Source organism: Myroides sp. LJL116 (genome assembly GCF_054871685.1).
Genome location: NZ_JBTXLR010000011.1, coordinates 18,372 through 43,632 on the forward strand (window position 1 = coordinate 18,372; position 25,261 = coordinate 43,632).

Genomic DNA, 25,261 nt, shown 5'->3' on the forward strand with positions numbered 1-25,261 from the left:
GCCGAATTTTATTAGTCCTTTTGGGCTAATTAATATAAAAACAACCATATAATGAAAAAAAAAGTAGCCCATTCCATTTTAGAATTAGCTATTGTCTCTCAAGACAGTACTTTTAAACAAACCTTAGATAATTCTTTGGCTTTGGCAAAAGTGGCCGAGCAAACAAATTATAAAAGATATTGGTTTGCAGAACACCACAACTCTGACTCTGTTGGAAGTAGTGCTACTTCTATTCTTATAGGTTTTGTGGCAGATAATACATCTACTATTCGCGTTGGTTCTGGAGGAATAATGCTTCCTAATCACTCCCCTTTAATAATAGCAGAGCAGTTTGGTACCTTAGCGCAGCTCTATCCCAATAGAATAGACTTAGGTTTAGGCAGAGCTCCTGGTACAGATCAATTAACGGCCCAAGCAATTCGATCTGACTTTATGCAAGCAGCTCATAATTTTAAAGGGGAAGTAAATGCTATAGAAAAATATTTTTCTACACAAAACCGCACAGCTAAAGTTCGCGTAGCTATAGCAGAGGGTACAAATGTTCCTATTTATATACTAGGGTCAAGTACTGATAGTGCGCATTTAGCCTCTGAAAAAGGACTGCCTTATGCTTTTGCAAGCCACTTTGCAAGCAATCATTTATTAAATGCTTTAGAAATTTATCGCAATAAGTTTCAGGCCTCTGAGCATTTAGAGTCTCCTTATGTTATTGCAGGGATAAATGCAATTGTTGCTGATACTGACGAGCAAGCACAGCGTTTGTTTACCTCTTTAATTAGAATGTTCTATGGTTTAGTAACAGGAGGTAGTACAAGATTATACCCCCCTGTGGAATATACCCAAGATTTGCAGGGTATTTTTATGCATCCGCAAATTCATCAGATGCTAAAATATTCCTTTGTTGGTAGTAAACAGACCGTTAAAAAACAAGTTAAGGAGTTTTTAGAATTAACCCAAGTGGATGAATTAATCGTTGTATCCAGTATGTATGACATAGAGGATCGTTTAAAATCAGCACGTTTATTCGCCCAGGTGATGCAAGAAATAAATCAAGAATAATAATATAAACACAGAAAAAGCTACTGATTATCAGTGGCTTTTTTTGTGTTTTACCTAATGTAAGCTTATTTATATAAGGTTTTGTAAAATACTAGTTGTATTTAAATAAAGGGATGAATAATTTTAATTGTAAATTTGTTAAAAGCATATCGTTTGTAAAATTTAAATAAAAAATGAGTATATTATATATTAAAAATATGGTTTGTAACCGTTGTATAATGGTGGTAGAAGATCAAATGAAAGCTTTAGGTATAGACATAAAAGATATTAAACTAGGAGAAGTAAGTATTGTAGATGAATTAAGCCCTAAGAAGAAGGCCACTCTACAAAGTAGGTTAGAATCTTTAGGATTTGAGCTACTTGATGATAAAAAGAGTAGAGCTATTGAACAAATCAAAACCATTATAATCGATTTGGTGCATCATCAAAATAGTGAGATAAAGACTAATTTATCTGAAGTTCTAAGTAAGCAGCTTAATCATGATTATAATTACTTATCTAATTTATTTTCCGAAGTGGAAGGCACCACTATTGAGAAGTATTTCATCGCTCAGAAAATTGAGAGAGTAAAGGAGTTACTAGTTTATGATGAATTAACCCTTAGTGAAATAGCTATTGCTTTAAATTATTCTTCTGTAGCTTATTTAAGTAATCAGTTTAAAAAGGTGACAGGATTAACTCCTAGTAAATTTAAGCAAATTAAGCAGGACAAACGAAAACCTTTAGATAAGGTATAAGTAAAAGTTACAAAACCTATCCATAGTTTTATAACAAGGTTACACTAAATATTGTTCATTTTTGTATTGTAGAATTTAAACAACCCATAATATGGCAACAAATAAAGAATTAATCTATATTCCTTTAGAGGATGTAGATAGTCAGCATTGTGCAATGATCGTTGAAAAAGGATTGGCGCAGGTTAAGGGTGTTGATACCCAAAAAGTAGAACTCAATAACAATAGAGCAGTTATAACTGTAGAGGATAACGGTATTGTACAACAAGCTGTACATGCTATTAAAGACCTTGGTTATGGAGTTGCTTCGGTAAAACAAACTTTTCCACTTTTAGGAATGAGTTGCGCTTCTTGTGCAGGTAGTGCAGAGAGTATCGTAAAGTTAATTCCAGGGGTAGTAGATGCTTCGGTAAACTATGGAACAGGTAATTTAACTTTGGAATATCTTCCAAATATGTTAACTGCACAGCAGATTAAAAATACCCTTATAGAAGGTGGGTATGACATATTGATAGAAGAAGAGAGTAAGCAACAAGAAACTTTAGAAACTATCCAAGAGGAAAAATACCAAAAACTTAAAAACAAAACTATTTGGGCAGTTGTTTTGTCTTTACCAGTGGTAATAATAGGAATGTTCTTTATGAACATGCCATATGGTAATGAAATTATGTGGGCTTTTTCTACTCCAGTTGTATTATGGTTTGGAAGAGATTTTTTCATCAATGCCTTCAAACAAGCCAAGCACCGCTCCGCTAATATGGATACTTTGGTAGCCTTAAGTACAGGTATAGCCTATGTATTTAGTGTTTTTAATATGCTTTTTGCTAACTTTTGGATTAAAAGAGGTTTAGAGCCTCACGTATATTTTGAAGCAGCAGCAGTTATTATCGCCTTTATTTTATTGGGTAAACTATTAGAGGAAAAAGCCAAAGGAAATACCTCTACTGCTATTAAAAAACTAATGGGGCTTCAACCTAAAACGGTTACTATAGTAGAAAAGGATGGTACACAGATTCAAAGGGACATAGACATGGTTAATGTAGGAGATGTTATCCTTGTAAAACCAGGGGAGAAAATTGCCGTAGATGGCCTAGTAGTCTCTGGTAATTCTTACGTAGATGAGAGTATGTTAAGTGGGGAGCCTATTGCTGTTTTAAAAGTCGAAGGTGAAAATGTGTTTGCAGGTACTATTAACCAAAAGGGAAGCTTCCAATTCAAAGCGGTTAAGGTAGGAAAAGAAACCATGCTTGCTCATATCATTAAAATGGTACAAGATGCCCAAGGTAGTAAAGCTCCAGTACAAAAATTAGTAGATAAAATAGCTAGTATTTTTGTACCTGTTGTTATGGGGATTGCTGTTTTAACTTTTATATTGTGGATTATATTGGGCGGGCAAAGTGGTCTAGTTCATGGATTATTAGCTGCAGTAACGGTTTTAGTAATTGCTTGTCCTTGTGCCCTAGGTTTGGCCACTCCAACTGCTATTATGGTAGGTGTTGGTAAAGGGGCTGAAAATGGTATCTTAATTAAAGATGCAGAGAGTTTAGAGCTAGCTCAAAAAATTAATGCAGTTATTTTAGATAAAACAGGAACTATTACACAGGGTAAGCCTGAGGTTAGTCAGATGCAATGGTTAGACAATGATAAGCAAAGCCAGAACATCTTATACAGCATAGAAAAACAAAGCGAACATCCACTTGCTTTAGCGGTAATTAAGCATCTTGATACAGCCCAAGATATAGAGCTTACAAATTTTGAGAGTATCACTGGAAAAGGAGCAAAGGCCGATTATAAAGGGGAAACTTTTTATGTAGGTAATCAAAAGTTATTAGAACAGAATTCTATTTCTATAGATGCTTCTTTAAAAGAGCAAGGTGAAAAATGGACAGGGCAATCCATGACAGTTATTTGGTTTGCAGATAGTAAAAAGGCATTAGCTGTTGTGGCAATTGCCGATCAAATCAAAGCTACTTCTGCTGAGGCAATTCAAGAATTACAGGCAATGGGTATTGATTTATACATGCTTACTGGGGATAATGTGGCAACAGCTAAAGCCATTGCAGAGCAAACAGGTATTAAGCATTATAAAGCAGAGGTAATGCCTCAAGATAAAGCAGACTTTGTCAAAGAATTACAAAGCCAAGGTAAGATAGTAGCAATGGTAGGAGATGGTATTAATGATAGTACTGCTTTGGCTACAGCAGATGTGAGTATAGCTATGGGTAAAGGAAGTGATATTGCTATGGATGTAGCAAAAATGACTATTATTTCTTCTGACTTAACTAAAATACCTCAAGCTATACGCCTTTCTAAACAGACCGTAGCTACTATAAAACAAAACTTATTCTGGGCATTTATTTATAACTTAATTGGTATTCCAATTGCTGCAGGTATACTTTACCCTATCAATGGCTTTTTGCTAAATCCTATGATTGCTGGTGCAGCAATGGCTTTAAGTAGCGTAAGTGTAGTAAGTAATAGTTTGCGTTTAAAATGGAAAAAATAAAATTGGATTAAAAAGCTTTTTCTCCGTCAATAATAATAAAATAAAAATTTAAAATACATTAAGGCAATTAAAAACCAAGGCCGTAGCCTTGGTTTTTAATTATGCCCAAACAATTCAATATGGGACACGATCACGGGCATACCACTGGTAGCGATGCCAATAAAAAAACTTTAATTATTAGCCTAGTTATTATCACTATTTATATGATCGTTGAGGTCATAGGAGGACTACTTACCAATAGTTTGGCTTTACTAGCCGATGCGGGTCATATGGTAAGTGATGCGGCTTCTTTACTGATTGCCTTAGTTGCTTTTTCTTTAAGTGGAAAAGTAGCCGATTATGGAAAAACCTATGGTTATAAGAGATTTGAAATATTGGCAGCCGTTTTCAACGGAGCCACTTTAATAGCAATTTCTGCTTATATTATTTACCAAGCTATTTGGCGATTTACTCATCCAACACTGATTGCATCTAAAGGAATGCTAATTATTGCATTTATTGGATTGTTGGTCAATATTTTAGTTGCATGGATTATGTTTAAAGGAGCTGATGTAAAGGACAATTTAAATATGCGTAGCGCTTATTTACATGTCATTAGCGATATGCTTGGTTCTGTCGGAGCCATTATTGCAGCTTTACTTATTATGTTTTTCGGATGGCAATGGGCAGACCCTGTAGCTAGTATTTTGGTATCGGTTCTTGTTTTAAGAAGTGGATATTTAGTGACTAAGTCTTCAGTGCATATATTAATGGAAGGGACTCCAGAGAATGTGGAGCTGGAAAAAGTAACGCAAATAATTTTACAAACTCCAGGGGTTAAGCAAGTACATGATTTGCATGTTTGGACTATCACAAGTGGATTAAATGCCTTAACTTGTCATATAGCAGTAGATAAAGAAATGACCATCGTACAGAGCGAAAAATTACTTGAAAAGATAGAGCATGATTTACAGCACTATCATATTGATCATGTTACTATACAAGTAAACACTCTAGTAAAGCAAGAAGGACATTCTGTTTTATGTAGCGCAAAGGCTATCCCTTTAAAAACGGGACATGTGTGTCATTAATCTAGTTTTAAAAACTGTAAAAGTCATAAAATAAACAAGAAATAATGTAATACTATTTAGCAATAAAAAGACGAATTTTGTATTAATATAAAACACGAAAAAACAAACACTATGGGAAATATAGAATTTAAATTTAAAACAAACCTTAATTGTGGGGGATGTACCTCTAAAGTACAGGCAGATTTTGATGCAAATACAGGAATTAGCTCTTGGGAGGTAGATACTGCTAACCCAAGTAAAATTTTAACGGTTGTCTCTAATGGGATTTCACAGCAAGAAGTGATGGATATCGTTAAGAAAAAAGGATTCAATATAGAGCCTTTAGCATAAGAATTAAACCTATTTATAAAAAAACCTATTTATAAAAAAACCCTATTGCAATTTTGCAATAGGGTTTTTTTATCTATATAACGGATATAATTATTCTTACTTCGGCTTTGTTGCAGTGTTATTTTTGATGTCTTAAGGTACTTTGATTGTTTTTTAGAACAATTTCTTGATCTTTAAGACTTACAATCTGCCAAACAATGGTATCTGTGCTAGATACTTTATTACCAATACTCTCTTGTACTAAAAATAGAGAGTCCTTATTTTGCCACCATTTCTTGTATTGCAAAGTAGCCATATTAATACTCTGTGCAGTACCATCTTTAAATAATCTAACCCCTTGGTTTTGGTTTTGATCAATTGGATTAGGTTCTACCCAATCTCCTACTAAGGGTTGAGTTTGTTCTACATTTTCCTGTTTGTCTTGGGCTATATTTTCATTGTTTTGTTTACAAGAAATAAAACAGATAAAAGCTAAAGGGATAAATAGAAATTTTTTCATTTTCATTGGATTTTATAGGAGAGTTTTACTCAAGTAAAAGTACAAAATATTTTGTTTTATAACTACTGTGAGCTAGACTTAGTCAGGAAGCTTTCAAAAAAGTTTAGTATCCCCTAATAAAAAGTAGAGCTTTAGATATTTTTATTTCTATTTAGCTAAAAAAACCTTAATTTTAGAAACTTATTAAGTAATAAGGTTAAATAAAGTGAAATCTATTTTAACTTCATAAAAGCGGTAATTACACCTGGTCTTTTAAGAATTTAAAGTTAGCTATTACCCTTATCCTACTAACACTAGAAAATTGATATTAGTTTTTAAACAAAATGGCTAAGCAAATAAAGGTATTAAAATGTCCTCAATGTGGAAGTACACAGCCGCTTTCTATAGCAAAAGATCACTTTCGTTGTAGCAAATGTGATTCCGATTTTATCTTAGATAATGATGAGATCAATATTAATGTGAAACATACTTTCTCTGGACATCCACCTGTTAGAAAGATCAATTATAAAGCTATTGGAATAGGGATTTTCCTAGTAGTTATTTTCCTTATGGTTTATCCTTTTGGCTCTACATCGAGCATTAAGCAGGTTATTGCTCCAAGTACAAACTCTTATTACCATGAGAATATAAAACCCCAAAGTATTGATCTATTTAATACATCTAAGGGACTAGTTGTTTTTTACATGGAGTCCCGTGATATGGCTCAAAGACAAAACGATGGTGTATTTGGGATATTTTATGATCCAAAGACTAAGCAGGTTTTAAGTGAAATACAACTATCTAGTGATAACTCGGCTAAGATAAAGACAAGGCATTTCCCTAGTCAAGAGAAATTTTACTGTATAATAGATGGCCAGAAAATAGCCGTAGTAGATCCTCAAACATTGACTATAAAGGATTACACAAATAGCATTTCCTTGGCTAAACCAGCCTTAGAGAGCGGTTTTTCGAAGGTGGATTTTGTAGATTCTAATAAAGGAGATGGCTTAATTTTGACTACCAATTTAGATAGAACTTTTTATTACTTCCCAAGCCAAGATCAATTATATACTAAAAAAGCCTTTGAACACTTAAGTGAAAGTGGAAATAAAGGAGTTAGTAAAACTGACATTAATAATACAACTTATTTGTTTGTAAATAGTGAAAATATGGCCTCTAGCAATATAGCTCAACTCTTTAGAGTAGAGTATAAATATGCCAATGGAGCTCCTGAGAATAAGATAACTTCCTTAAAAGAACCTACTTTGACTGCTAGACAAAAGGATATGCATCGCATTGTTGATCTGCAGCCAATTACCGAGCAATTTATATGTTTTAGTCCAAAGGTAGTTTATCAAGATAACCAAGAAGTAATCATTACCTATAAGCCAACTTTGGCCCAAAATGCTGCTTCTATTTTAGAGCTAGTATCTAAAGATGGGAAAAGTTTATGGAAGGTAGATTATCCCTCTGGTACTAGCTTTAATAGCGCAGTAAAGGTGGATTCTACCTATTATTTACTAATCGGGAATGATAAAATATCACAAATCAATACGCAAGGGGAAAAGTTAGACTTTGACCTTTTTTAATAGAATAAAAATATAGCTTATTAATACGATATAATTATGGGATTAAAATCATTTTTTAAAAGACAACTAAGTACGGTAGTCGAATGGAAGGACCAAGAATCTAATTATTTATTTTATAAAATTCCTACTCCTACTAGTGAGATTAAAAATGCCAGTAAGTTAATTGTATCTCCTGGACAAGGATGTATCTTAGTATATGATGGAAAAGTACAAGATGTACTAGATACTCCAGGAGTTTATTTACTTTCAAGTAAGAACATACCTTTTATCACTACTTTATTAAAGCTTAGCCAAGCCTTTGAGAGTGAGCATAAGATGCATCTTTACTTCTTTAGAACAGCTGAGATAGTTAATCAATCATGGGGTACATCTAATCCTATTAAATATATAGATAGCCAATATAATATCCCCATTGAATTAGGTGCTTATGGAAATTATTCAGTAAGAATGGAAAAACAACAAGAGCTGTTTACTAATGTAATAGGATCTAAGGATGTTTTTACTACAGAGGATTTACGTGAAATTATCACTGGACGTATTATTGCTTCTCTTACTTCTTATTTGGCACAAAGTGCTTTTTCTTATAATCAAATAGATGCTCATCTAATTCTAATGTCTGAACAAATTAAGGCCAATCTAAATCAAACTTTAGATAAGCTGGGTCTTGTTTTGACAGATTTTCAAGTAGAAAGCTGTTCTTTTGATGAAAACACCAAGGAGCATATTCAAAAAATAGCTTCTATGACTACTGAGGCTCTTGCAGCCGAGCAAGTAGGAATGAATTATATTGAACTAGAAAAGCTTCGTGCTTTACGTGATGCTGCTCAAAATGAAGGTGGTTTAGCTGGTGCAGGCTTACAAATGGGAGCAGGTTTTGAGTTAAGCAAGACCATAATGGATCAAAAACCAGATAGCTTCCAAGGTGCAGTTGGGGACAAAGATCCTATTGAGCAATTAAAAGCATTAAAGGAATTGGTAGATCAACAGATCTTAACCCAAGAGGAGTTTGAAACTAAAAAAAGAGAAATTCTTTCCCGAATCTAAGCCCATGATCAGTCTGAGAAAATTTTTACTAAGCCTTTTGTTGTTTCTATTGTTTATACCTATGTATGGACAATATACTGGAGGAGTTTCCTTAGAGGATGGTGTTTTTCAAGGTGTTCAAATTTTAAACGGACAACCCCAGAATCAATCTGTTTCTATAGAGCAAACTTCATTGGGTAATGGTGTTCAAGTTTATAAAAACAGCAAAGATCAAAGTAATATTAACGGTACTTATTACCTTATTTTAAGTCCCAACGGACTAAGTACTGGTGTATTGCATTTTTCTAATGGTTTATTAGATGGCTTATCAAAGGTTTATTACAAAGAGCAATTAGATAAGGAGTTTAATTATCAAAAGGGGAAGCTACATTTACAGAGTAAGAATTATTATGACAATCAAGCTTTAAAAAGTGCCAAGTCTTATAATAATGGGGTATTGGAAAATGCTATATACTACCATCAAAATGGTCAAGTAGAAAAGCAAATAACCTATGATAAACAAGGTTTACAAGATGGTTTGATGGTAGTATATGACCCTGAGGGGAATTGGATAGAAAAATCCAATTATAAACAAGGTTACTTACATGGAGAAAGCCAAAGAATCTTAGAGGATAATTCCAAAGTAATAGCCCATTATCAAAAAGATGTTTTAGTTGGTGATTACAAGGAGTATTATGACAATGGACAGTTAAAATACCAAGGAAAATTTGACAAAGACGCACAGTATACTTCCCTTTGGAAACACTATAGAGTAGACGGGGTATTAAAAGAGACTTCTACCTATGAAAACGGAAAGCTAAATGGGGTTTCTATCACTTATTTCGATAAAGATAAAATTCATCTTTATAGGGAATACAAAGATGAAAAACTCCATGGTAAGGCACAAGAATATGAACAAGAACCTTATGGACTAGTGATGGAAACAACCTTTAATGAGGGAGAATACCATGGAGTTTATAAGGCTTATTACCAAGGGTTTTTATGGAGAGAATCTATGTACAATCAAGGGGAAATGATTTGGGAAAAGCAATATCTTAATGGTAAGTTAGACAAGGTTAGAATGTTAGATGAGTCTGGCGTTTTAGTGGATGTACTAAAATATGACTCAGTAGGTAAGCCCACTTATAACAATAAGAATTATAAGAAGAACAAAGAGGTACTATTCTTAGAAGACCAGTATGGAATTATAGATTTAGTTCATTAAAATTAAGCCGCTTTTTATGCAAACAAAAATATTATTATTACTGCTATTTTGGGTGTGTTACTCGGGGAGTGTACAGAGTCAAATTTTGGACAAACAACACTATAAAGGCTTTGTTATCTCCAATAACAATATAGATAAGGCACCCGAACTTATAAGGATAGATGTGGTTAAAAACCCTTTAGATACTACTTTTATGCTTTATGATCAAAATGGGAAAGCTTTAAATGGGGAGTATCACCTTATAGTTAATCCTACTAAACACATAGAGTTAAAGGCTTCAAAGGGATATATAGACGGAGAGTTAAAGGTGTTTTATTATAATGTAGAACAAGAGAGATATCAACTTAAAAAAGGGATTTATCACGCAGAGCAATCTATTTTTGTTACTAACGAAAAGTATCTTGCTGATAATGGGCAAATTACAGAGTATTGGCTTTATTATCCCAATGGGCAATTACAGAAACATCTAAAGTATACCCAAGAAAAGATTAATGGACCTGTGACAGAGTATTTTCAAGATGGTACTATTAAAAGCCAAAAGAACTATATAAATGGGAAGTTAGATGGACAAGTAATTCAAAGAGATCTTACAGGTAATACAGAATTATTAACCTATAACAACGATGCGTTACATGGGCCTTATCAAAAGAATTATGTAGATGGAAAACTTGCCCAAAAAGGCAATTATGCAAACAATGAAAAAACAGGTTCTTGGATTTCTTATTTGCCCAATGGAGACATAGAATTAGAGGCAAACTATTTAAATGGGAGATACCACAATGAGGTTATACATTACCAAAAGGGGAAGATATATACCCAAGAGCAGTATGATAACGGCCAATTAGAGGGACAAAAACTGGTCTATTCTCTAGGCCCAGGTAAATTAAGATTGACTCAAAAGGAGTTCTACCAAAACGGCAAAAGACAAGGGACACAAAACTATTATAACTCCAAAGAAGTACTTTATTTACAAGTAGAATACCAAGATGGAGTTCAAGTAAGTTCTAAGGAATTTGACCCTATAAGTGGGGCTTTAATTGGAGAAACTCTTTTTAAGGATAATAAAAGTTTTGCATATAAGAGTTATGATAAAAATGGTTTACTAAACCAGGTGCAACTTCGCGATGAGAATGGCAATTATGTAGTTGTACTTGAGTATAGTCCAAAAGGAGAGATTATAAAGAAAAACACTATTTTTAAAGGGAAACCTATTGTAAAATTAGTGGAGGATCAATGGGGGATTATTGATTTACAATAATCCAATTAATTTAAAACACACACAGGCATATGAAATATTTTATTGGAATTGTAGTAGCACTACTATTATTAATAGGAGCTATTTTAGGAATATTGGCTATTTGGGATATTTTTCTGGTTTCTTGGGATGTAGTATTTAAGGCATCCATTAGCATTGTAATATTTGTTGGATTTATCGCTTTTGCCATTATGGTATGGGGTGCATTTTTCAAGAAAGAATCAAAGCAAGACAAGGGGAATAATGCCCATCCTATAAAGTAATAAACTGTAAGAGTATTAAAGTACTTTTTACGTTTTTTTAATCAGAGTAGTTTAAAAAGACTAACAAGAAGTAGATGCAAAACAAATGGTCCCTTATTAGGGGCTTTTTTGTTTTATATCTAATTTATCTTTGAAATAAGATCTAACTAAACATGTATGTTGGTAATTGTTATAGAGCTAATTTAAAGGTGGTTTTAGCTATATTCAGGGATTGTATGCTTATTGGAAAAGGCCTTAATTTGATTTTTAAATAAAAACAAATATGGCTAATACAAAAGTAGAATGTTCTAAGCATGGGACCAAGGGAATAGGTTTGTTATGTACTCATTTAGCACATAGTTTATTTGATCCAAGCCCTTTGGGCTTTTTTGAGCACGATCAAGGAGATACTGCTCGCGCGGATGCATGGTGTCAAAAATGTGAAGATAGATGGGCATTAGCCCAAAATGAAGAGCAGAGGGAGCAGTGGTTTTTGGATTGTGACTTTAAGCTCTTATGTGAGAGTTGTTGGGATCAAGCCAAAGAAATTAACCTATAATAATATAGTCTTTACTATAAAATATCTTATAGATTTTGACTTTGAAGCCTTAATCTTGGAAAAAGAAAAGGCTAATGGGCATGCTGTTTTGTAATTTATAGGGTATGTAACTACCAACTATATAGAATAATTTTAAAACAATATATTCAACAATAAAATTGGCATGCTAACCAAGGAGAATATTTAAATTGAGTTAGAAACTTAGAAATAATAAAGATATGAAAGATAGCGCTTTAATAGAAAAAAGATACCAGCGATTCTTAGAAAAAATTTGTGAAAACCAGGTGGTGTATGCTTTAAAATCCACCTCTGGGTTTGCTTATCTTTATTCGAACCACTATGAGGATTCTGATGGAGATAGAGCTGTAGCACTCTGTTTTTGGTCTAAAAAAGCTTATGCTAAGGCTTGTCAAGAGAAGGAATGGGAGGATTTTGAGCTAGTGGAAATTGCCTTGTATTCATTTTTGAAAAATTGGTGTATTGGAATGGATAAAGATGAGACTATTGCAGCAATAGATTCAGATCCTAAGCTGTATTGTGCAGAAACAAAACCCATGGAATTAGCCCTTTCTATTTTAGAAGAATTAACTAATCAAGGTAATTTAGAGCATTTCCCAGAGTATTATGCCATTATTGGAGATCACTTAGATAAAGACTAAAGGTGTCCTTGTCCTTATAGTAAAAGACAAGTATTTGTCCTGTAATAAGTATAAATAATATCTATTTAGGACTAGAAGAAGTAATGGATTTAGATTAAAACTGTAGAAGAATCACCAAGTATATCACAAGTAAAAGCTTATTGTTTCTAGTTGATTTTTAAGAGAATAAAGATATATTGTCAAGAAAAAACACTACCTTTAGTTAGATGCTCTACGTTAAATTACAGAGATATTGTTATAAAATTAAGAGTATTTGGTTTTGTTTTTTATTTTAATCTAGATGAGCATATGAAGTATATTGTTGGAGTCGCAGTTATTTTAATTGTTTTAATGGGAACTGTTTTAGGGATTGTATCCCTATGGGATATGTTTTTAGTTTCTTGGGATTTAGCATGGAAAGCTGGTTTTTGTATTGTTATTTTTATAGCTTTTATAGCTTTCTGCGTTTTTGTAGCAAAGGTTTTCTTTAAAAAAGGTGGATTGGAGAGTAATTCATCCCAGTGAAAGTAAAAAACATTAACTTTTTTTTATTGCTTATATTCTTGGCTAGGAATACTTAGAATCTGCCATTAGGGATGTTTCACTAGAATTGTTTTGTAAAATAATTTTCTATTTGGCGCATTTTTACTTGCGTTATGATCTACCTATGCACTAAAATATAAACATAAGATTGTGGATCATTTATTCTACAGAATACTTTTTTGTAGAATAAATGGTCCATTTCGGATTTTACAGCTGATCCTTTTTTTAGACCTTTGTAGTATAAAGCTAGCTATTATGAAAACCCAGGACGCTATAGATTATCAAAGAATTGCAAAGGCAATTGACTATATCATAGAAAATTTCCAAGACCAACCCTCTACCGAGCAGATTGCTCAAAGTATACATCTTAGTGCTTCCCATTTTAAACGCATATTCACTAAATGGGCTGGGACCACACCTAAAAGGTTCCTGCAATATATAAGTATACAGTATGCCAAAAGTGTACTAAAACAAAAACAAGCTACCTTACTTTCTACAAGTATAGAAGCTGGTTTTTCTAGTACGAGTCGTTTACATGATTTGTTTATCAGTATAGAGGGAATGACTCCATTGGAATATAAAAATGGAGGAAAGAATCTTTGTATTAATTATAGTTTTGCTTCTAGTTTATTTGGTAATCTACTTATTGCCTCTACGCAAAAAGGAATTTGCTATATGGCCTTTGTACAAGATGAAATAGGTGCTTTACAGCAACTTAAAGCAGAATTTCCCAATGCTATTTTACAGCAAAAAACAGACCAGCTACAGCAAAATGCTTTAGGTATTTTTCATAAAGATTGGAGGGAATTACCTCAAATTAAGTTGCATTTAAAAGCAACAGACTTCCAGTTAAAAGTATGGGAGAGTCTACTTACAATTCCTTTAGGATCCCTGTGTACTTATGGTAGTATTGCACAAAAGATTGGCAATGCAAAAGCCTGTAGAGCTGTTGGTAGTGCAATAGGAAGTAATCCCGTAGCATTTTTAATACCCTGTCATAGAGTGATTCAATCCTCTGGTAACTTTGGAGGCTACAAATGGCAACCTAATCGCAAAACGGCTTTAATAGGGTGGGAAGCTGCCCAAGTAAATGAGTAAGTTTAAAAGTAAGCCATTAGCGGTAAATTTTAAATTCTAGCCTAGGGTGCTTATTTGTAAAAGTGCGATGGAATAAAGGATTACTTTGTAAAGCTTTTGCACAATTAATTGTTTTTGAAGCTTAACTATGCACTGTTTTTAGTGGAATGAATTTTGTGTGCAATTACTATATAATACTAGATAAAAATGAAATTATTTGATTTTGAAAGTGACCCAGCTAAAAATTGGCTGCCCTGCCAAGGAGAGGTTTATTACTATGGTAAGATATTTGACCAAGAAACAGCAGATTATTTTTTAGACAAGCTCTTACAGGGAATTGAGTGGAAGCATGATCAGGCAATTATTTTCGGTAAGAAAATCATTACTAAGCGAAAAGTTGCATGGTATGGTGATCAAAGTTTTCAATACACTTACTCCAATACCACCAAGCATGCCTTAGCTTGGACTAATGAATTATTGGAATTAAAAAAGATAGTAGAACAACACAGTCAGGAAACCTTTAACTCTTGTTTGCTTAATTTATACCATAATGGACAAGAGGCAATGGCCTGGCATAGTGATGGGGAAAAGGATTTAAAGAAAGATGGAGCGATTGCATCTGTGAGTTTTGGAGCTGAGCGAAAATTTGCTTTTAAACACAAACAAACCAAAGAGAAAATAGATCTTTTCTTGGAGCATGGAAGTCTTTTAATAATGAAAGGAACCACCCAAAGCAATTGGTTACACCGTTTACCTCCAACTACAAAAATAGATAGCTTAAGGGTGAATCTAACCTTTAGAACAATAGAGTTGTAATAATCAAATAAGTAAAGGGGAGAGGTTCCATATAGCTTTAAAAGAAGGTATATCGCAGTTATATAGAGGCAGAAGGAATAAAAAAACCTCGCTCAATAAAAATTAAGCGAGGTGGATTGTATTTCTTTGTTTAAATTAAATCTTCTAAGTACTCAATGTTTTTGCAAGATAAACCCATAGAGGTGCTGCTATAACAAATCCGATTACACTTACTGTTAAACTTGAGGTAGCCTCACGAGTATACACATTGTATTTTCCAGAAATGATTACACCAGAGAATGCTGGTGGTAAAGCAACTCCTAGAACCAGCATTTGTAATACAGTTCCACTTAAACCAAAAGCTAAACCTGCTGCTAAGAAAGCTCCAGGCATTACAATTAATTTAAAAAAGGTATTATAAGCAATCTCCCAATCTAATTCAAATTTGTAAGCAGCTAAGGTAAGACCAGAAGCAAATACAGCTACACTGGAATTGGCCTGTGCTAGTAATTGAAAGGTTGGGTCAACTTGAGCAGGCACTTTGATACCAACAAGAACAAAAACAACTGCAAGAATTGGAGCCCATACAACGGGTTGTTTTAATGAGCTAATAATTGCGCTTAGATTAGAAGGACTCTTACCGTCCTTATCTGCATTTAGTCCAGCTGCATTTAATAGATACAGTCCAATAGGAAGGGTAATTGCATTTACCACAATAGCAATAATGGCAATAACTAACCCTGTTTCTACTCCTGTTCCGTACAATGGGTCCAAAATGGCATAACCTAAAAATCCAATAGTTGGAGATCCAGCTACTAAAGCACATACAGCTCCTTCTGCTTTTGTACGTTTAAAGAATCGTTGTATGGTAAAGTAGGAAAGCATAAACAATACTACTAGTCCAACAACAGTAATTATACTCAAAGTTGCATTTGCAAATAACATCTGTCTATCGGCTCTAACAATAGAAACAAATAAAGCCGATGGTAAAGCATAATCTAATACTAGCTTATTAAAAACTTGAGATTGACCTTGTGCAAATATATTCTTTTTAGCACTGAAGTATGCAATGAGTAAAATAGCCAAGATGGGTATTAAGTCATTGAATATCATTTTAGACATAAACTCTTCCATATATCTATATATATAATGTTGAACATTTATAAGATAAGTGAACCAGCAGTAGCTTAAAGGTTAGTGCTAGGTCATTTATCTAATTTTTTAATCAGCAAAAATTAGAAGATTAACCTTTGACAATTGTTTGGTATTTTTGACGTAAAGAATCAATAAAAGGTTCTTCAATATCTAAGTGACCACTAACAATATCTTTAGGAGTAAGAGCTAGCCAGTTATTAAGCGATACATCTCTATATTTACCTGTGTGGAAAACGTTTAATACTTTTACAGGTTCGTCTCCTGTGTTTTCAATATAATGGGATAATGTTCTAGGTACATATCCAACGTCTCCAGCTTCATAATCAAATGTTCTAGCGTTATTTACTGCATCAAATACAGTCATACGCGCTTTCCCTTTGATATAGAATTGTAATTCATCTGCATCTGGGTGCCAGTGAATTTCTCTCATTCCACCTGGTTCTAAGTCAATGATTAATGCTGCAAGATCTGTAGCTGGGAAGTTTACATTATCCACTACTTGTGTTGCACCACCTTCAAATTTGTTTTTAGTCTCTTTAGAAGCTCTAAATACATATTTGCTAGTGAAATTAACCGCTCCTAATTCCTTACGAGCCTCTTCTATAGGTCCTGGAACTGGAAGGCGGAAAATATATTTTTGGCTTTTTGGAATACCATTAAATGCTGATTCAGGCACTCCAAAGTTTTTAGCTAAAACTTCTTTTGGAGTATGAGCAAAAAGTTCCGTTACTAATAGTGTTTGGTTTTCAGAGAAGTTTCCGTCACTAAATACTAAAACGAACTCTGTTCCTTCTCCTTCTAATCCTTGAATAGCGTGTGGGAATCCTGGAGGTGCATACCAGATGTCTCCTTCTTCTAAATCTTCAATTAATACATTACGTTGATCGTCTACTAAATAGAATCTTACTTTTCCTTTTAATACATAAGCCCATTCTCCTTCTTTATGCCAGTGAAGCTCACGAATAACTCCTTCTGGTAAGCGCATATTTACAATAGCTAGCTCTTTTAAGCTTCCCATTTCTCTTTGAGTAACCTCACGGGCCCAACCACCATCTTCTAAACGGTTATGTGCCATTGCAAATGGAAACTTTAAGTTTGGTATTCCTCCGCAGTCTGTTTCTGGTGGTAATAAAATGTCTGGGTTTTTATCTTCAATTCCAAGATTACGAGGTCCGATGATATCTGCCCCTTGGGTTCCGCGAATAGGTTGTTTATTTTTCATAATTAAAATATAAATTTTATGATTTTTAAAATCGTTAATGAAGTACTAAAATAGGTAAAAATGAAATAGAGTCAAAATATTTTGATGATTAATTATTATTAATGTGAAAAAATAAAAATATAGTTCATTTATTATCTTAATTATACATTTTCCTTGTGTATTTTAGTGGTTTTAGGTATAAAATTTTTCTAAAAAACATTGGAATGTTTTTTATTGGCGTATTCTATAAAAATACTTAGCTCTCACTTAATTTATTTACTATTTTCTTAAATACTGAGTATCTGGTAGTTATGAGTTCTTGGTTTAGATTTACTATTCCTAACTCTATTTAACTAAGGCTTAATTATGGTTTTTCAATTACCTATATTAGACGATGCTTTATAACCTACTAGCGGATTTGCATTTTTGTTGTCTTTACCATTAAGCAATATAATTTACCCTTTCAATAATGGGGTGTCATATATATTGGGCCCAGATTTAGACGTTCTTTCTAATTTGTTTTACAAGTAAATTTTACCGTTGATAGCCTTTAACTACTTAAGTATCCTCTTGAAGTAAAAAAATAAGTAAACGGCTTACTTGACAATAATTGGAAACCAAATTGCTGCTTGACCAGCTATTAGTTGATCTTGATTAATCCAAGTATAAGGAGCTGGAATCTGGCAGATGGACTGTACAGCCTCTTTTTGTTTTTCTGCTAAAAGAGTTGGTGTGAAAACTACAGGTTCCGGACCGTAAATACCACAAGAAGTAAATCCATTGTCATATCTACCTCCACAAACTACCCACATTTGATTAAGGGTTGCAGCGGCATAAGAAAAATAATCTGCTTTACCTGTTGGTGGATTTGCAATAGAATAAAGTCCTTTATCAATCTGTACCTTTAAGGTTGATGGTAATCCAGCTGGGGCTGCTAAGACATCTGCACGTAAAGCACAAAGCATTCCACCAACTTCTGAAATTTCTAATTCATAAGCTGCTGCTAGGCCAATTCTTCCAATGCTCGTTGAGATAACCGCTGCTTTTTCTCCAGGAGTAGCCCATTTAGCGTCTCTTTCATTTAAGTGGGTTACGCGGTATCTACTTATAATTTTTCCACTAGGGTCCCCAAGTACTATAGTATGGTAGTACTTACCATTATCTACCTCAGGATAGCTACCTACAATATATCCTTGTCCTTTAAGGGCAATTTGGCACAGTTGTTTTTCAAATGGTCCATCTTTACTCTCTGCCTTACTTTTTATAATAGTAGGGTCATCTGTGTATTCAAATCCAGAAAACTCAGGTAAAACCACTAGTTCCTGTTTTTGTACTTCAATGGTGGAAAGTTTTGTTTGAGACCTTGTCCATTGTATAGCCTTTAAAGTGGCTTCTACTTTAGTTTTAGTAGCATTAATATCCGTTGGCACTCGGTGTAATGCTAAAAGGGGATTATATAGCTCTGGGCGGCGACGTTTAAGAATTCTTTCTTTAGCGGCATCGGCCTTAGAAACATCAATGTGAGCAGTATATATTCCATGTAAACCATTTGGTAGTACCACTGGACCTATTACAGGTGCTTGGGCGATTTTCTCCCCTGAAGGATTCCAAATACTAGAACCTCCATTGTAGTATACCTGACTATTATTGTTTGGGTTTGTCTCTATACCACTTCTTGTAGCTCCTACTACCCAAACTCCATTTAAAGCGCTTAGATGCTGTACGTGAGCAACTGTGGAGTGGTCGCCTAGTTTTTCTTTTGCACTTGCATTTGGCATTACGCGATCAGATACAGAATGCCAAGCAATAATTTGAGCTCCTTTTAGCATTGCAATACGTGCATATTGCCAATAGGTATCATCAAAGCAAATTAATAAGGCTATTTTGCCAATTGGAGTATCAAATACATTTATGTCGGTATTTCCAGGTCCAAATACTTTTCGATCTTGAGAGTTGAGACCTATTTTTCTATAGGTTCCAATAATTCCCTCAGGCCCCATTAAAACTGCAGAATTGTATGGAATATTAGTTTGTGTATCTTTTTCGGCTATTCCAACACTCATATACATATTATACTTTTTTAATAAAGGTAGAATAGCATCTGTTGTTTTTCCTGGAATAGTATCTAGAAAAGGAGTTAGTTCCTCACTATCTGTAAATAGATAGCCACTTTGTGCAGTTTCAGGGAAAACAGCAAAATCTACGCCTTGCTCTGCAACTTTTTCCACAGCTTGTACTAAATTGGAGATATTGGTCTGTACACTTCCCCAAGCAGGAACAAAGTCCACTGCTGCAACTTTAATTTGATCTTTCATTGTTCGATGTTATGGTTATATATGAGTATTTACCTAACTAAAAAAGGACACATCAAAATTACTTTATTGGATTGCAGCTATTATCTATAAATAGATAATAGCTGCAATCCAATAAGAAGTCTTTTTAATTATTAATTTATGTGTGTGTATTTGTCTACTTTCCTGTTATTTGTTAATGTTACTATTTTGTTTTATAATAATTTTAGATAAATATATATATAAAATATTTTAAAATAAAAGTTTAATTAACCTAAAATTTTGCTATGATGATAAGTAATGTTGTGAATTTACATACAATATGTGTTTTTTTTAAGTGTAAAAGTACAATGAATGTTATATGGCATATATAAATAAAACAGCTGTACCAGGGTAGTGGGATATCCTCTTTATAGATTGAAATAGTCAAAAAGGGGACAGGTGGAAATATCCGATTAGTTAAAAAAATCATCACCAATAAAACAGTATTTACTCCATTTGATTTGTTGTATATTTGCCCCTTATAACATTTGTAAATCCCAATCATATATTTAATGTCTATGAGGGAACTTATAAAAGTAGAACTAGCTTAAAAACAAAAATGTCTACCTATTGTGTTTTAGCAATAAACAAATATTATTGTGTTTGTTAACTAATGTAAGGCTATGTAGGGATACAACTTTAGATTTGCTTTACAAATGAATTATATACTTATATAAATATTAAAATAACGATAAAATAGATGAGATCTGAAATTTGTAGCTGTCAAGGCTTTAATAGCAATTGTGAAAAATGTTTTGGAAGTGGAATTATTCCTATTACAACGGGGGAAAAAACTGCCAATCACAAAAAACAGACGAAAAAACAAAAATTCGAATCGTTTCTTCCTGAAAATTTAGATCTTTTGTCAAAGAGTGAAATTGATGAACTTGCAATTAAAATCATTGCTAGTTTAGACCTAAAATCGAAGAAACAAATGCAAATTTTAAACTCGATTCCGTTTAATACCAATACATTTAGAAGAGATTTTGGTGATAAATTTGAGTTGCTTGGTTCAATAGAGGAGCAGAAACAACATTTAAGAAGTGAACTTTTAGCCATTGATCAAGAAATCCTAGTTAAAAATTATAGAAGTACTTTTAATTTTAAGCATTTTTTATCGGATAAAGACGTGGATGTTACCTCAAATCGCCAATTAAAAGAATTAATTCGCGCATATAAAAGAATAAAAAACAGTTAGGCATCGCTTATATTGGAATTTAAAATAAAATGAGCTCGGTAGGACACCGGGCTCATTTTATTTTATAATAAATAGAAGGTATAATTGGGTTACTATTATACAAAGAGGGCTATAGCTGGGTATTGGATAAAAGCAAAAAAGCAGATTTAGAATGCAACTAATAGAATGATACGTCATTTTTATTATCTATTTGTTGTGCAATAACAGCAGTGTTTTTATATTTAGTCCAATAATCTACTTAGGTAACAAGGTGATATTCAAAGGAATTAAAATGTTGTATAACTGTAGATTAATAACACCTATAGATAAGTTGATTATTAGATGTAAACTGGGTGTCACTGGTTTTTATAGAAAGCTTACTTTTTAAAAGCATTTAAGTAAGGGTATCTATAAGGGATATAACTGCAAACAACAAAAGGTATAATGGTAAGAATTGCAAGACAAAATGAAACAAATAATATTAGATAGGATGCACGCTTTAGGTGCGGATATAAGTAGAGTAAAGGGAAGATTTTTACAAGAAGATATTCAAAGCATTACTTTTAATAGCGTTTTATATCCAAAACCAGAAGATACACCTTGGGCATTAGAGCAAGATCAAGAACCTATTTACGGTTTAAGTGAATTTATAGATGATAACCAAGATTTGATACAAACAGATAGAAAAGCTTTTTTTGATAAAATGCTTAAGTATTATTTTGTTGATACAAAACAAGGTAGGGGACAGATGTTTTGGACTGCAACGCCTTTCACTCCTTTTCAAGAAGGGACAGAGGATTATGAGCAGTGGAATCAAGATTTCTCTGACCCGGATGTTGTCAATTTAAGCCCAATTGAAAAAGTAAGTGGAACCCAAACTCCTACAATGATACAGCTATTTTATAGTTACGGTTTTCCTGATCACTACTATATTTGCTTAGAAGATCCAAATCAAGAAAATCCAACTGTCTTTGGTACGGATCATGAAGAATTCTTTTGTGAAATAACCAATGAGGGAAACCTACAGGAGTTTATGCAAGGCTTTTTAACTCCAGAGGAGTTAATTAGTATAGTAGGTAAAGCATTAGACAAATAGGATAAGAGGTAAACAGGAAAATCAATGTTTTAAATAGGTAAGGAAGATTGGCCTTCAAAGAGTATTTTCAAGGAACAACACTAGAGTCCGTTCTTTTTTATTTAAAGTGATATACATATGATAAATACATTATCTTTTAATTTGAAAATTGGAGTCATCTTCGCAGGTGATCAAGAGTTAGCTCCATTTCTACCTCTATTAGAGAATTGTCAGGTAGAATCTAAAGCTATGCTTAAATTCTATAAAGGAAGTTTTAAAGGATTGGAAATTATTGCTTTATATTGTGGAGTATGTAAAACAAATGCTGCTTTAGCAACACAGATCTTGATAGATACATTTGGGTGTAACACCGTTATTAATGGTGGAACCTGTGGAGGAATTGACAAAGGGATTAAATTGTTTGATACTATTGTAGCGACAGAGACTGCTTATTGGGATGTTGCTCAAGACATATTAACAGAGTTTCATCCATGGATGGATACTATTTACTTTTCTTCTGACTCTAATCTTGTAGAATTAACTAAGGAAATAGTCAATGAAAATCAATTAGATAATATCTATTTTGGAAGAATTATTTCAGGGGAAAGTTTCATTGAAAACAATCATAGAAAAGACATAGAAGAGAAATTCTCACCTCTTTGTGTGGATATGGAAACCGCTGCAATAGCTCATGTTTGTTATGTAAATCAAGTGCCTTTTTTATCGGTTAGAACTATTACAGACACTTTAGATGCAATTGGAATAGATGAGTTTGATAAGAATTGCGATAAAGCTTCTGAAATTTCCGTTGGTGTACTACAAGCATTACTACTTAAATTAGATAAACAAAGGCAAGTGTAATACGAACATCTGTGGACTCTAATATTATGTTTAAATCCACTTATTAAAAATAAAATTAGAGATTTTTACACTGGAATAACATCCCCAATTCTACAATAAATCTTTTACACTTTTGGTTCTTAATACTAAATTTATACGGTTTATTTCTTTGATACAGTGTTAGATAATGAGGTGAGGTTTTTTACAAGCTTGTTAGTTTTTAAAACATCCTTAATTCTAGCAGCTGTTTGTGTACTACCTAAGTGATATAAATGACTTTCCAAATTCTGTTTTTCTTTGATTTAAGATAATTTCTTAGTGTTGTTAGAGGCGAATTAAGTATGACTATGATTAGTTAAGTTGTTTAAAAACAACATAATAGCATGTTTTATGATATTAATATTCGTATCTTTGTGGTGAGTAATTATAACTTCTCGTTTTATTAAATATTCGGTGCTAGAGAAAAAACTTAAGAAAATCGGATGTTTCGACACCGGGGAGTTAATGAATGGACATCCTCTATGATATAGTCCAATCACAGATAGCTACTTTAAGATGAGTAATCACAGAAGTCAAGAAGTTAAAAAAGGTACAGAGAAAAGTATTTTTAAAGATTCGGGCTTAAAGTCTTAATCATAAATAATTGTAATTTAAAAAACATCAAACATCATGAAAACAGTAAAAGCTTTTATAGAAAGAGGAACAGATGGTACTTATGGAGTATATGTTGACTTGGAAGATAAGACATTAAATTATGGAATTCATGGAGAAGGATATACAGTTAATGAAGCTGTGAATGATTTTAAAAAATCATATGAGGAAATGAAAGCATTTTACCAGAAGAAGGAAAAAGAATTTGTAGAAGCGAATTTTAGTATTGCTTATGATATACCTTCATTCTTAGAGTATTATAGTAAAGTAATTTCTTTAGCAGGCTTAGAGCGCCTCACTGGAGTTAATCAAGGGCAATTAAGCCATTATTTAACAGGACATAGAAGACCAAGTAAGAAAACTACAGAAAAAATTCAGTCCAAACTACATGAGTTCGGAAAAGAATTAGTTGAATTAGAATTAATCAATTAAAATATAATAGCAGTTTGCTGTTTTACAGAGGTAAGGCACTTCATTTTCTAAGGTATTTTCTTTTACTATTAGCTCCCTTTATCACCTATAGTATCTAAAAAAATGTGAGGAATATTAATTAAAAAGTAGGGGTAACTTATTGAGTAGTATGTTTTTTTTGGGGTGTTGAAGTGAAAGTATATTTTGTTAATCAAAATATTGCGCTTAAATTTCAACATAATAAAACATAAGATTATGTTAGTAATAAGTTTGTCAGATTTTAGAAAAGATATAAAATCATATTTAGATAGAGTTTCAAAGAATTTTGAAAGCTTAATTATCAACAGGGAAAAAGATTCTGGGATTGTTGTCATGTCGTTAGAACAGTATAATTCATTAATGACAACAAATCATGAACTATCTTCGCGAATCAATGAACTAAGGCTTGATTCAGCAATCGAAAAATTAAAAACTACTCAGCCTTTTGAAAGAAAGTTATCAAAGAATAAATGAGATATATTTTCGTCGATCAATCTTAGGAAGATTATTTTTCTGTAAAAAACTGGTAAGAAAATAGTACAACGAATCAATGATTTATTAAAATACATTTAACTTACACCTTTTATGGGAATTGGTAAACCAGAGCCATTAAAGCATAAATACTCTGGTTTTTGGTCACGTAGAATAGATGAGGAACATCGTTTAATTTATAAGTATGAAGATGGACAAATATTAATAGCAAAGTGCTGTTTTCATTACTGATTAAATTGTTAAACTATAACTTGACATTCTAGCAAAAGTATACCAAACTGGTGTAGATCGTAATATCTAATTATGTATTCTAATCAAAGTGCACAGGTGAGATGTGATTCGTAACCAAACTTTAGACAGGAATATTAATTATTTATTGACATAAAAAAAACCGATAACAATTGTTATCGGTTTTTCTTTGCGGAGAAAGAGGGATTCGAACCCCCGGACCTGTTACAGTCAATAGTTTTCAAGACTACCGCAATCGACCACTCTGCCATTTCTCCAAGGTTATTCCTTTGGTCTAACTGGGTGCAAATATAGAATATTTATAGCACTATACAAGGCTAAAATCAAATAAAATTCATTTTTTTAATCGGTAGTGTTGTAAGTTATTTTATATGAGGAACTTAATTTTATAAATTTTTTTTATAAAACTTGAAAACGCATGATTTTCTCTTCTAAATAAGTAATCCAAATAGAGTAATCAAGGCTTTTATAAGCTTACTATCTCAATTGTAGTAAGAATTATGATGGGGAAACTT

Annotated in this window: 24 protein-coding genes, 1 tRNA gene and 1 pseudogene; 21 read left to right on the forward strand and 5 right to left on the reverse strand. The window is 32.9% G+C overall.

Features of this window, described 5'->3' with window-relative positions; translation table 11 throughout:
• Positions 1-48: 48 nt before the first annotated feature.
• The 5 genes from ACYSNM_RS09450 (at position 49) to ACYSNM_RS09470 (ending at position 5,699) form a co-directional block, all read left to right on the forward strand.
• A complete protein-coding gene (locus ACYSNM_RS09450; RefSeq protein WP_461756735.1) occupies positions 49-1,059 on the forward strand; it encodes an LLM class flavin-dependent oxidoreductase in 1,011 nt (336 codons plus the stop codon).
• A 173-nt stretch (positions 1,060-1,232) separates the two neighbouring features.
• Positions 1,233-1,796 carry a helix-turn-helix domain-containing protein gene (locus tag ACYSNM_RS09455; protein ID WP_461756664.1) on the forward strand — a complete coding sequence of 188 codons (564 nt, stop codon included), beginning with the start codon at positions 1,233-1,235 and terminating at the stop codon, positions 1,794-1,796.
• A 91-nt stretch (positions 1,797-1,887) separates the two neighbouring features.
• Complete coding sequence (locus tag ACYSNM_RS09460) at positions 1,888-4,299, forward strand: heavy metal translocating P-type ATPase (RefSeq protein WP_461756665.1); 2,412 nt, start codon at positions 1,888-1,890, stop codon at positions 4,297-4,299.
• Between the two features lie 101 nt (positions 4,300-4,400).
• Positions 4,401-5,369: a cation diffusion facilitator family transporter gene (locus tag ACYSNM_RS09465; protein ID WP_461756666.1), complete on the forward strand. Its 969-nt coding sequence runs from the start codon at positions 4,401-4,403 to the stop codon at positions 5,367-5,369.
• 111 nt (positions 5,370-5,480) lie between these two features.
• Entirely contained in the window at positions 5,481-5,699 is a 219-nt protein-coding gene (locus tag ACYSNM_RS09470; RefSeq protein ID WP_461756667.1) for a heavy-metal-associated domain-containing protein, read from the forward strand.
• Between the two features lie 118 nt (positions 5,700-5,817).
• On the opposite strand, the gene ACYSNM_RS09475 is transcribed toward ACYSNM_RS09470, so the two are convergent.
• Positions 5,818-6,198 (reverse strand): lipocalin-like domain-containing protein, encoded by a 381-nt coding sequence (locus ACYSNM_RS09475; protein ID WP_461756668.1) that lies wholly within the window; start codon positions 6,196-6,198, stop codon positions 5,818-5,820.
• 323 nt (positions 6,199-6,521) lie between these two features.
• On the opposite strand from ACYSNM_RS09475, the gene ACYSNM_RS09480 reads away from it, so the two are divergent.
• The 10 genes from ACYSNM_RS09480 to ACYSNM_RS09525 all read left to right on the forward strand — a co-directional run bounded on the left by ACYSNM_RS09480 (position 6,522) and on the right by ACYSNM_RS09525 (position 15,144).
• The gene (locus ACYSNM_RS09480; RefSeq protein ID WP_461756669.1) at positions 6,522-7,766 is read left to right on the forward strand and encodes a hypothetical protein; all 1,245 of its coding nucleotides are present in this window, start codon (positions 6,522-6,524) and stop codon (positions 7,764-7,766) included.
• Positions 7,767-7,802: 36 nt separating this feature from the next.
• Positions 7,803-8,810, forward strand: coding sequence for an SPFH domain-containing protein (locus ACYSNM_RS09485; RefSeq protein WP_461756670.1), 1,008 nt, complete (start codon positions 7,803-7,805; stop codon positions 8,808-8,810).
• 61 nt (positions 8,811-8,871) lie between these two features.
• Complete coding sequence (locus ACYSNM_RS09490; protein WP_461756671.1) at positions 8,872-10,014, forward strand: toxin-antitoxin system YwqK family antitoxin; 1,143 nt, start codon at positions 8,872-8,874, stop codon at positions 10,012-10,014.
• A 16-nt stretch (positions 10,015-10,030) separates the two neighbouring features.
• On the forward strand, positions 10,031-11,272 hold the full coding sequence (locus ACYSNM_RS09495) for a toxin-antitoxin system YwqK family antitoxin (protein WP_461756672.1): 1,242 nt from the start codon (positions 10,031-10,033) through the stop codon (positions 11,270-11,272).
• Between the two features lie 29 nt (positions 11,273-11,301).
• The gene (locus ACYSNM_RS09500; RefSeq protein ID WP_461756673.1) at positions 11,302-11,532 is read left to right on the forward strand and encodes a hypothetical protein; all 231 of its coding nucleotides are present in this window, start codon (positions 11,302-11,304) and stop codon (positions 11,530-11,532) included.
• Between the two features lie 262 nt (positions 11,533-11,794).
• Positions 11,795-12,070 carry a hypothetical protein gene (locus ACYSNM_RS09505; protein WP_461756674.1) on the forward strand — a complete coding sequence of 92 codons (276 nt, stop codon included), beginning with the start codon at positions 11,795-11,797 and terminating at the stop codon, positions 12,068-12,070.
• A gap of 218 nt (positions 12,071-12,288) precedes the next feature.
• On the forward strand, positions 12,289-12,729 hold the full coding sequence (locus ACYSNM_RS09510; protein ID WP_461756675.1) for a DUF2750 domain-containing protein: 441 nt from the start codon (positions 12,289-12,291) through the stop codon (positions 12,727-12,729).
• Positions 12,730-13,017: 288 nt separating this feature from the next.
• Positions 13,018-13,233 (forward strand): hypothetical protein, encoded by a 216-nt coding sequence (locus ACYSNM_RS09515; protein WP_461756676.1) that lies wholly within the window; start codon positions 13,018-13,020, stop codon positions 13,231-13,233.
• 273 nt (positions 13,234-13,506) lie between these two features.
• Positions 13,507-14,349: a methylated-DNA--[protein]-cysteine S-methyltransferase gene (locus tag ACYSNM_RS09520; RefSeq protein WP_461756677.1), complete on the forward strand. Its 843-nt coding sequence runs from the start codon at positions 13,507-13,509 to the stop codon at positions 14,347-14,349.
• Positions 14,350-14,535: 186 nt separating this feature from the next.
• On the forward strand, positions 14,536-15,144 hold the full coding sequence (locus ACYSNM_RS09525) for an alpha-ketoglutarate-dependent dioxygenase AlkB family protein (protein ID WP_461756678.1): 609 nt from the start codon (positions 14,536-14,538) through the stop codon (positions 15,142-15,144).
• 144 nt (positions 15,145-15,288) lie between these two features.
• Here the strand turns inward: ACYSNM_RS09525 and yfdV are convergent, their stop codons facing one another.
• From yfdV to ACYSNM_RS09540, 3 genes are all read right to left on the reverse strand, one after another.
• Positions 15,289-16,245 carry a transporter YfdV gene (gene yfdV, locus ACYSNM_RS09530; protein ID WP_461756679.1) on the reverse strand — a complete coding sequence of 319 codons (957 nt, stop codon included), beginning with the start codon at positions 16,243-16,245 and terminating at the stop codon, positions 15,289-15,291.
• A gap of 121 nt (positions 16,246-16,366) precedes the next feature.
• On the reverse strand, positions 16,367-17,500 hold the full coding sequence (locus ACYSNM_RS09535) for a cupin domain-containing protein (protein ID WP_461756680.1): 1,134 nt from the start codon (positions 17,498-17,500) through the stop codon (positions 16,367-16,369).
• 575 nt (positions 17,501-18,075) lie between these two features.
• Positions 18,076-19,794 carry a nitrilase-related carbon-nitrogen hydrolase gene (locus ACYSNM_RS09540; RefSeq protein WP_461756681.1) on the reverse strand — a complete coding sequence of 573 codons (1,719 nt, stop codon included), beginning with the start codon at positions 19,792-19,794 and terminating at the stop codon, positions 18,076-18,078.
• A gap of 718 nt (positions 19,795-20,512) precedes the next feature.
• On the opposite strand from ACYSNM_RS09540, the gene ACYSNM_RS09545 reads away from it, so the two are divergent.
• The 6 genes and pseudogenes from ACYSNM_RS09545 to ACYSNM_RS09570 all read left to right on the forward strand — a co-directional run bounded on the left by ACYSNM_RS09545 (position 20,513) and on the right by ACYSNM_RS09570 (position 24,728).
• Positions 20,513-21,010 (forward strand): hypothetical protein, encoded by a 498-nt coding sequence (locus ACYSNM_RS09545; protein WP_461756682.1) that lies wholly within the window; start codon positions 20,513-20,515, stop codon positions 21,008-21,010.
• Between the two features lie 445 nt (positions 21,011-21,455).
• Complete coding sequence (locus ACYSNM_RS09550; RefSeq protein ID WP_461756683.1) at positions 21,456-22,085, forward strand: hypothetical protein; 630 nt, start codon at positions 21,456-21,458, stop codon at positions 22,083-22,085.
• A gap of 117 nt (positions 22,086-22,202) precedes the next feature.
• On the forward strand, positions 22,203-22,925 hold the full coding sequence (gene mtnN, locus ACYSNM_RS09555) for a 5'-methylthioadenosine/S-adenosylhomocysteine nucleosidase (RefSeq protein ID WP_461756684.1): 723 nt from the start codon (positions 22,203-22,205) through the stop codon (positions 22,923-22,925).
• Between the two features lie 648 nt (positions 22,926-23,573).
• Positions 23,574-23,987, forward strand: coding sequence for a helix-turn-helix domain-containing protein (locus ACYSNM_RS09560; protein WP_461756685.1), 414 nt, complete (start codon positions 23,574-23,576; stop codon positions 23,985-23,987).
• A gap of 234 nt (positions 23,988-24,221) precedes the next feature.
• A complete protein-coding gene (locus tag ACYSNM_RS09565) occupies positions 24,222-24,479 on the forward strand; it encodes a type II toxin-antitoxin system Phd/YefM family antitoxin (RefSeq protein WP_461756686.1) in 258 nt (85 codons plus the stop codon).
• Positions 24,476-24,728, forward strand: a pseudogene (locus ACYSNM_RS09570) (Txe/YoeB family addiction module toxin). The gene ACYSNM_RS09565 and the pseudogene ACYSNM_RS09570 overlap by 4 nt, the downstream one beginning before the upstream one ends.
• A 190-nt stretch (positions 24,729-24,918) precedes the next feature.
• Here ACYSNM_RS09570 and ACYSNM_RS09575 read toward each other — a convergent pair.
• A tRNA-Ser gene (locus tag ACYSNM_RS09575) sits at positions 24,919-25,003 on the reverse strand.
• Positions 25,004-25,261: the final 258 nt, after the last annotated feature.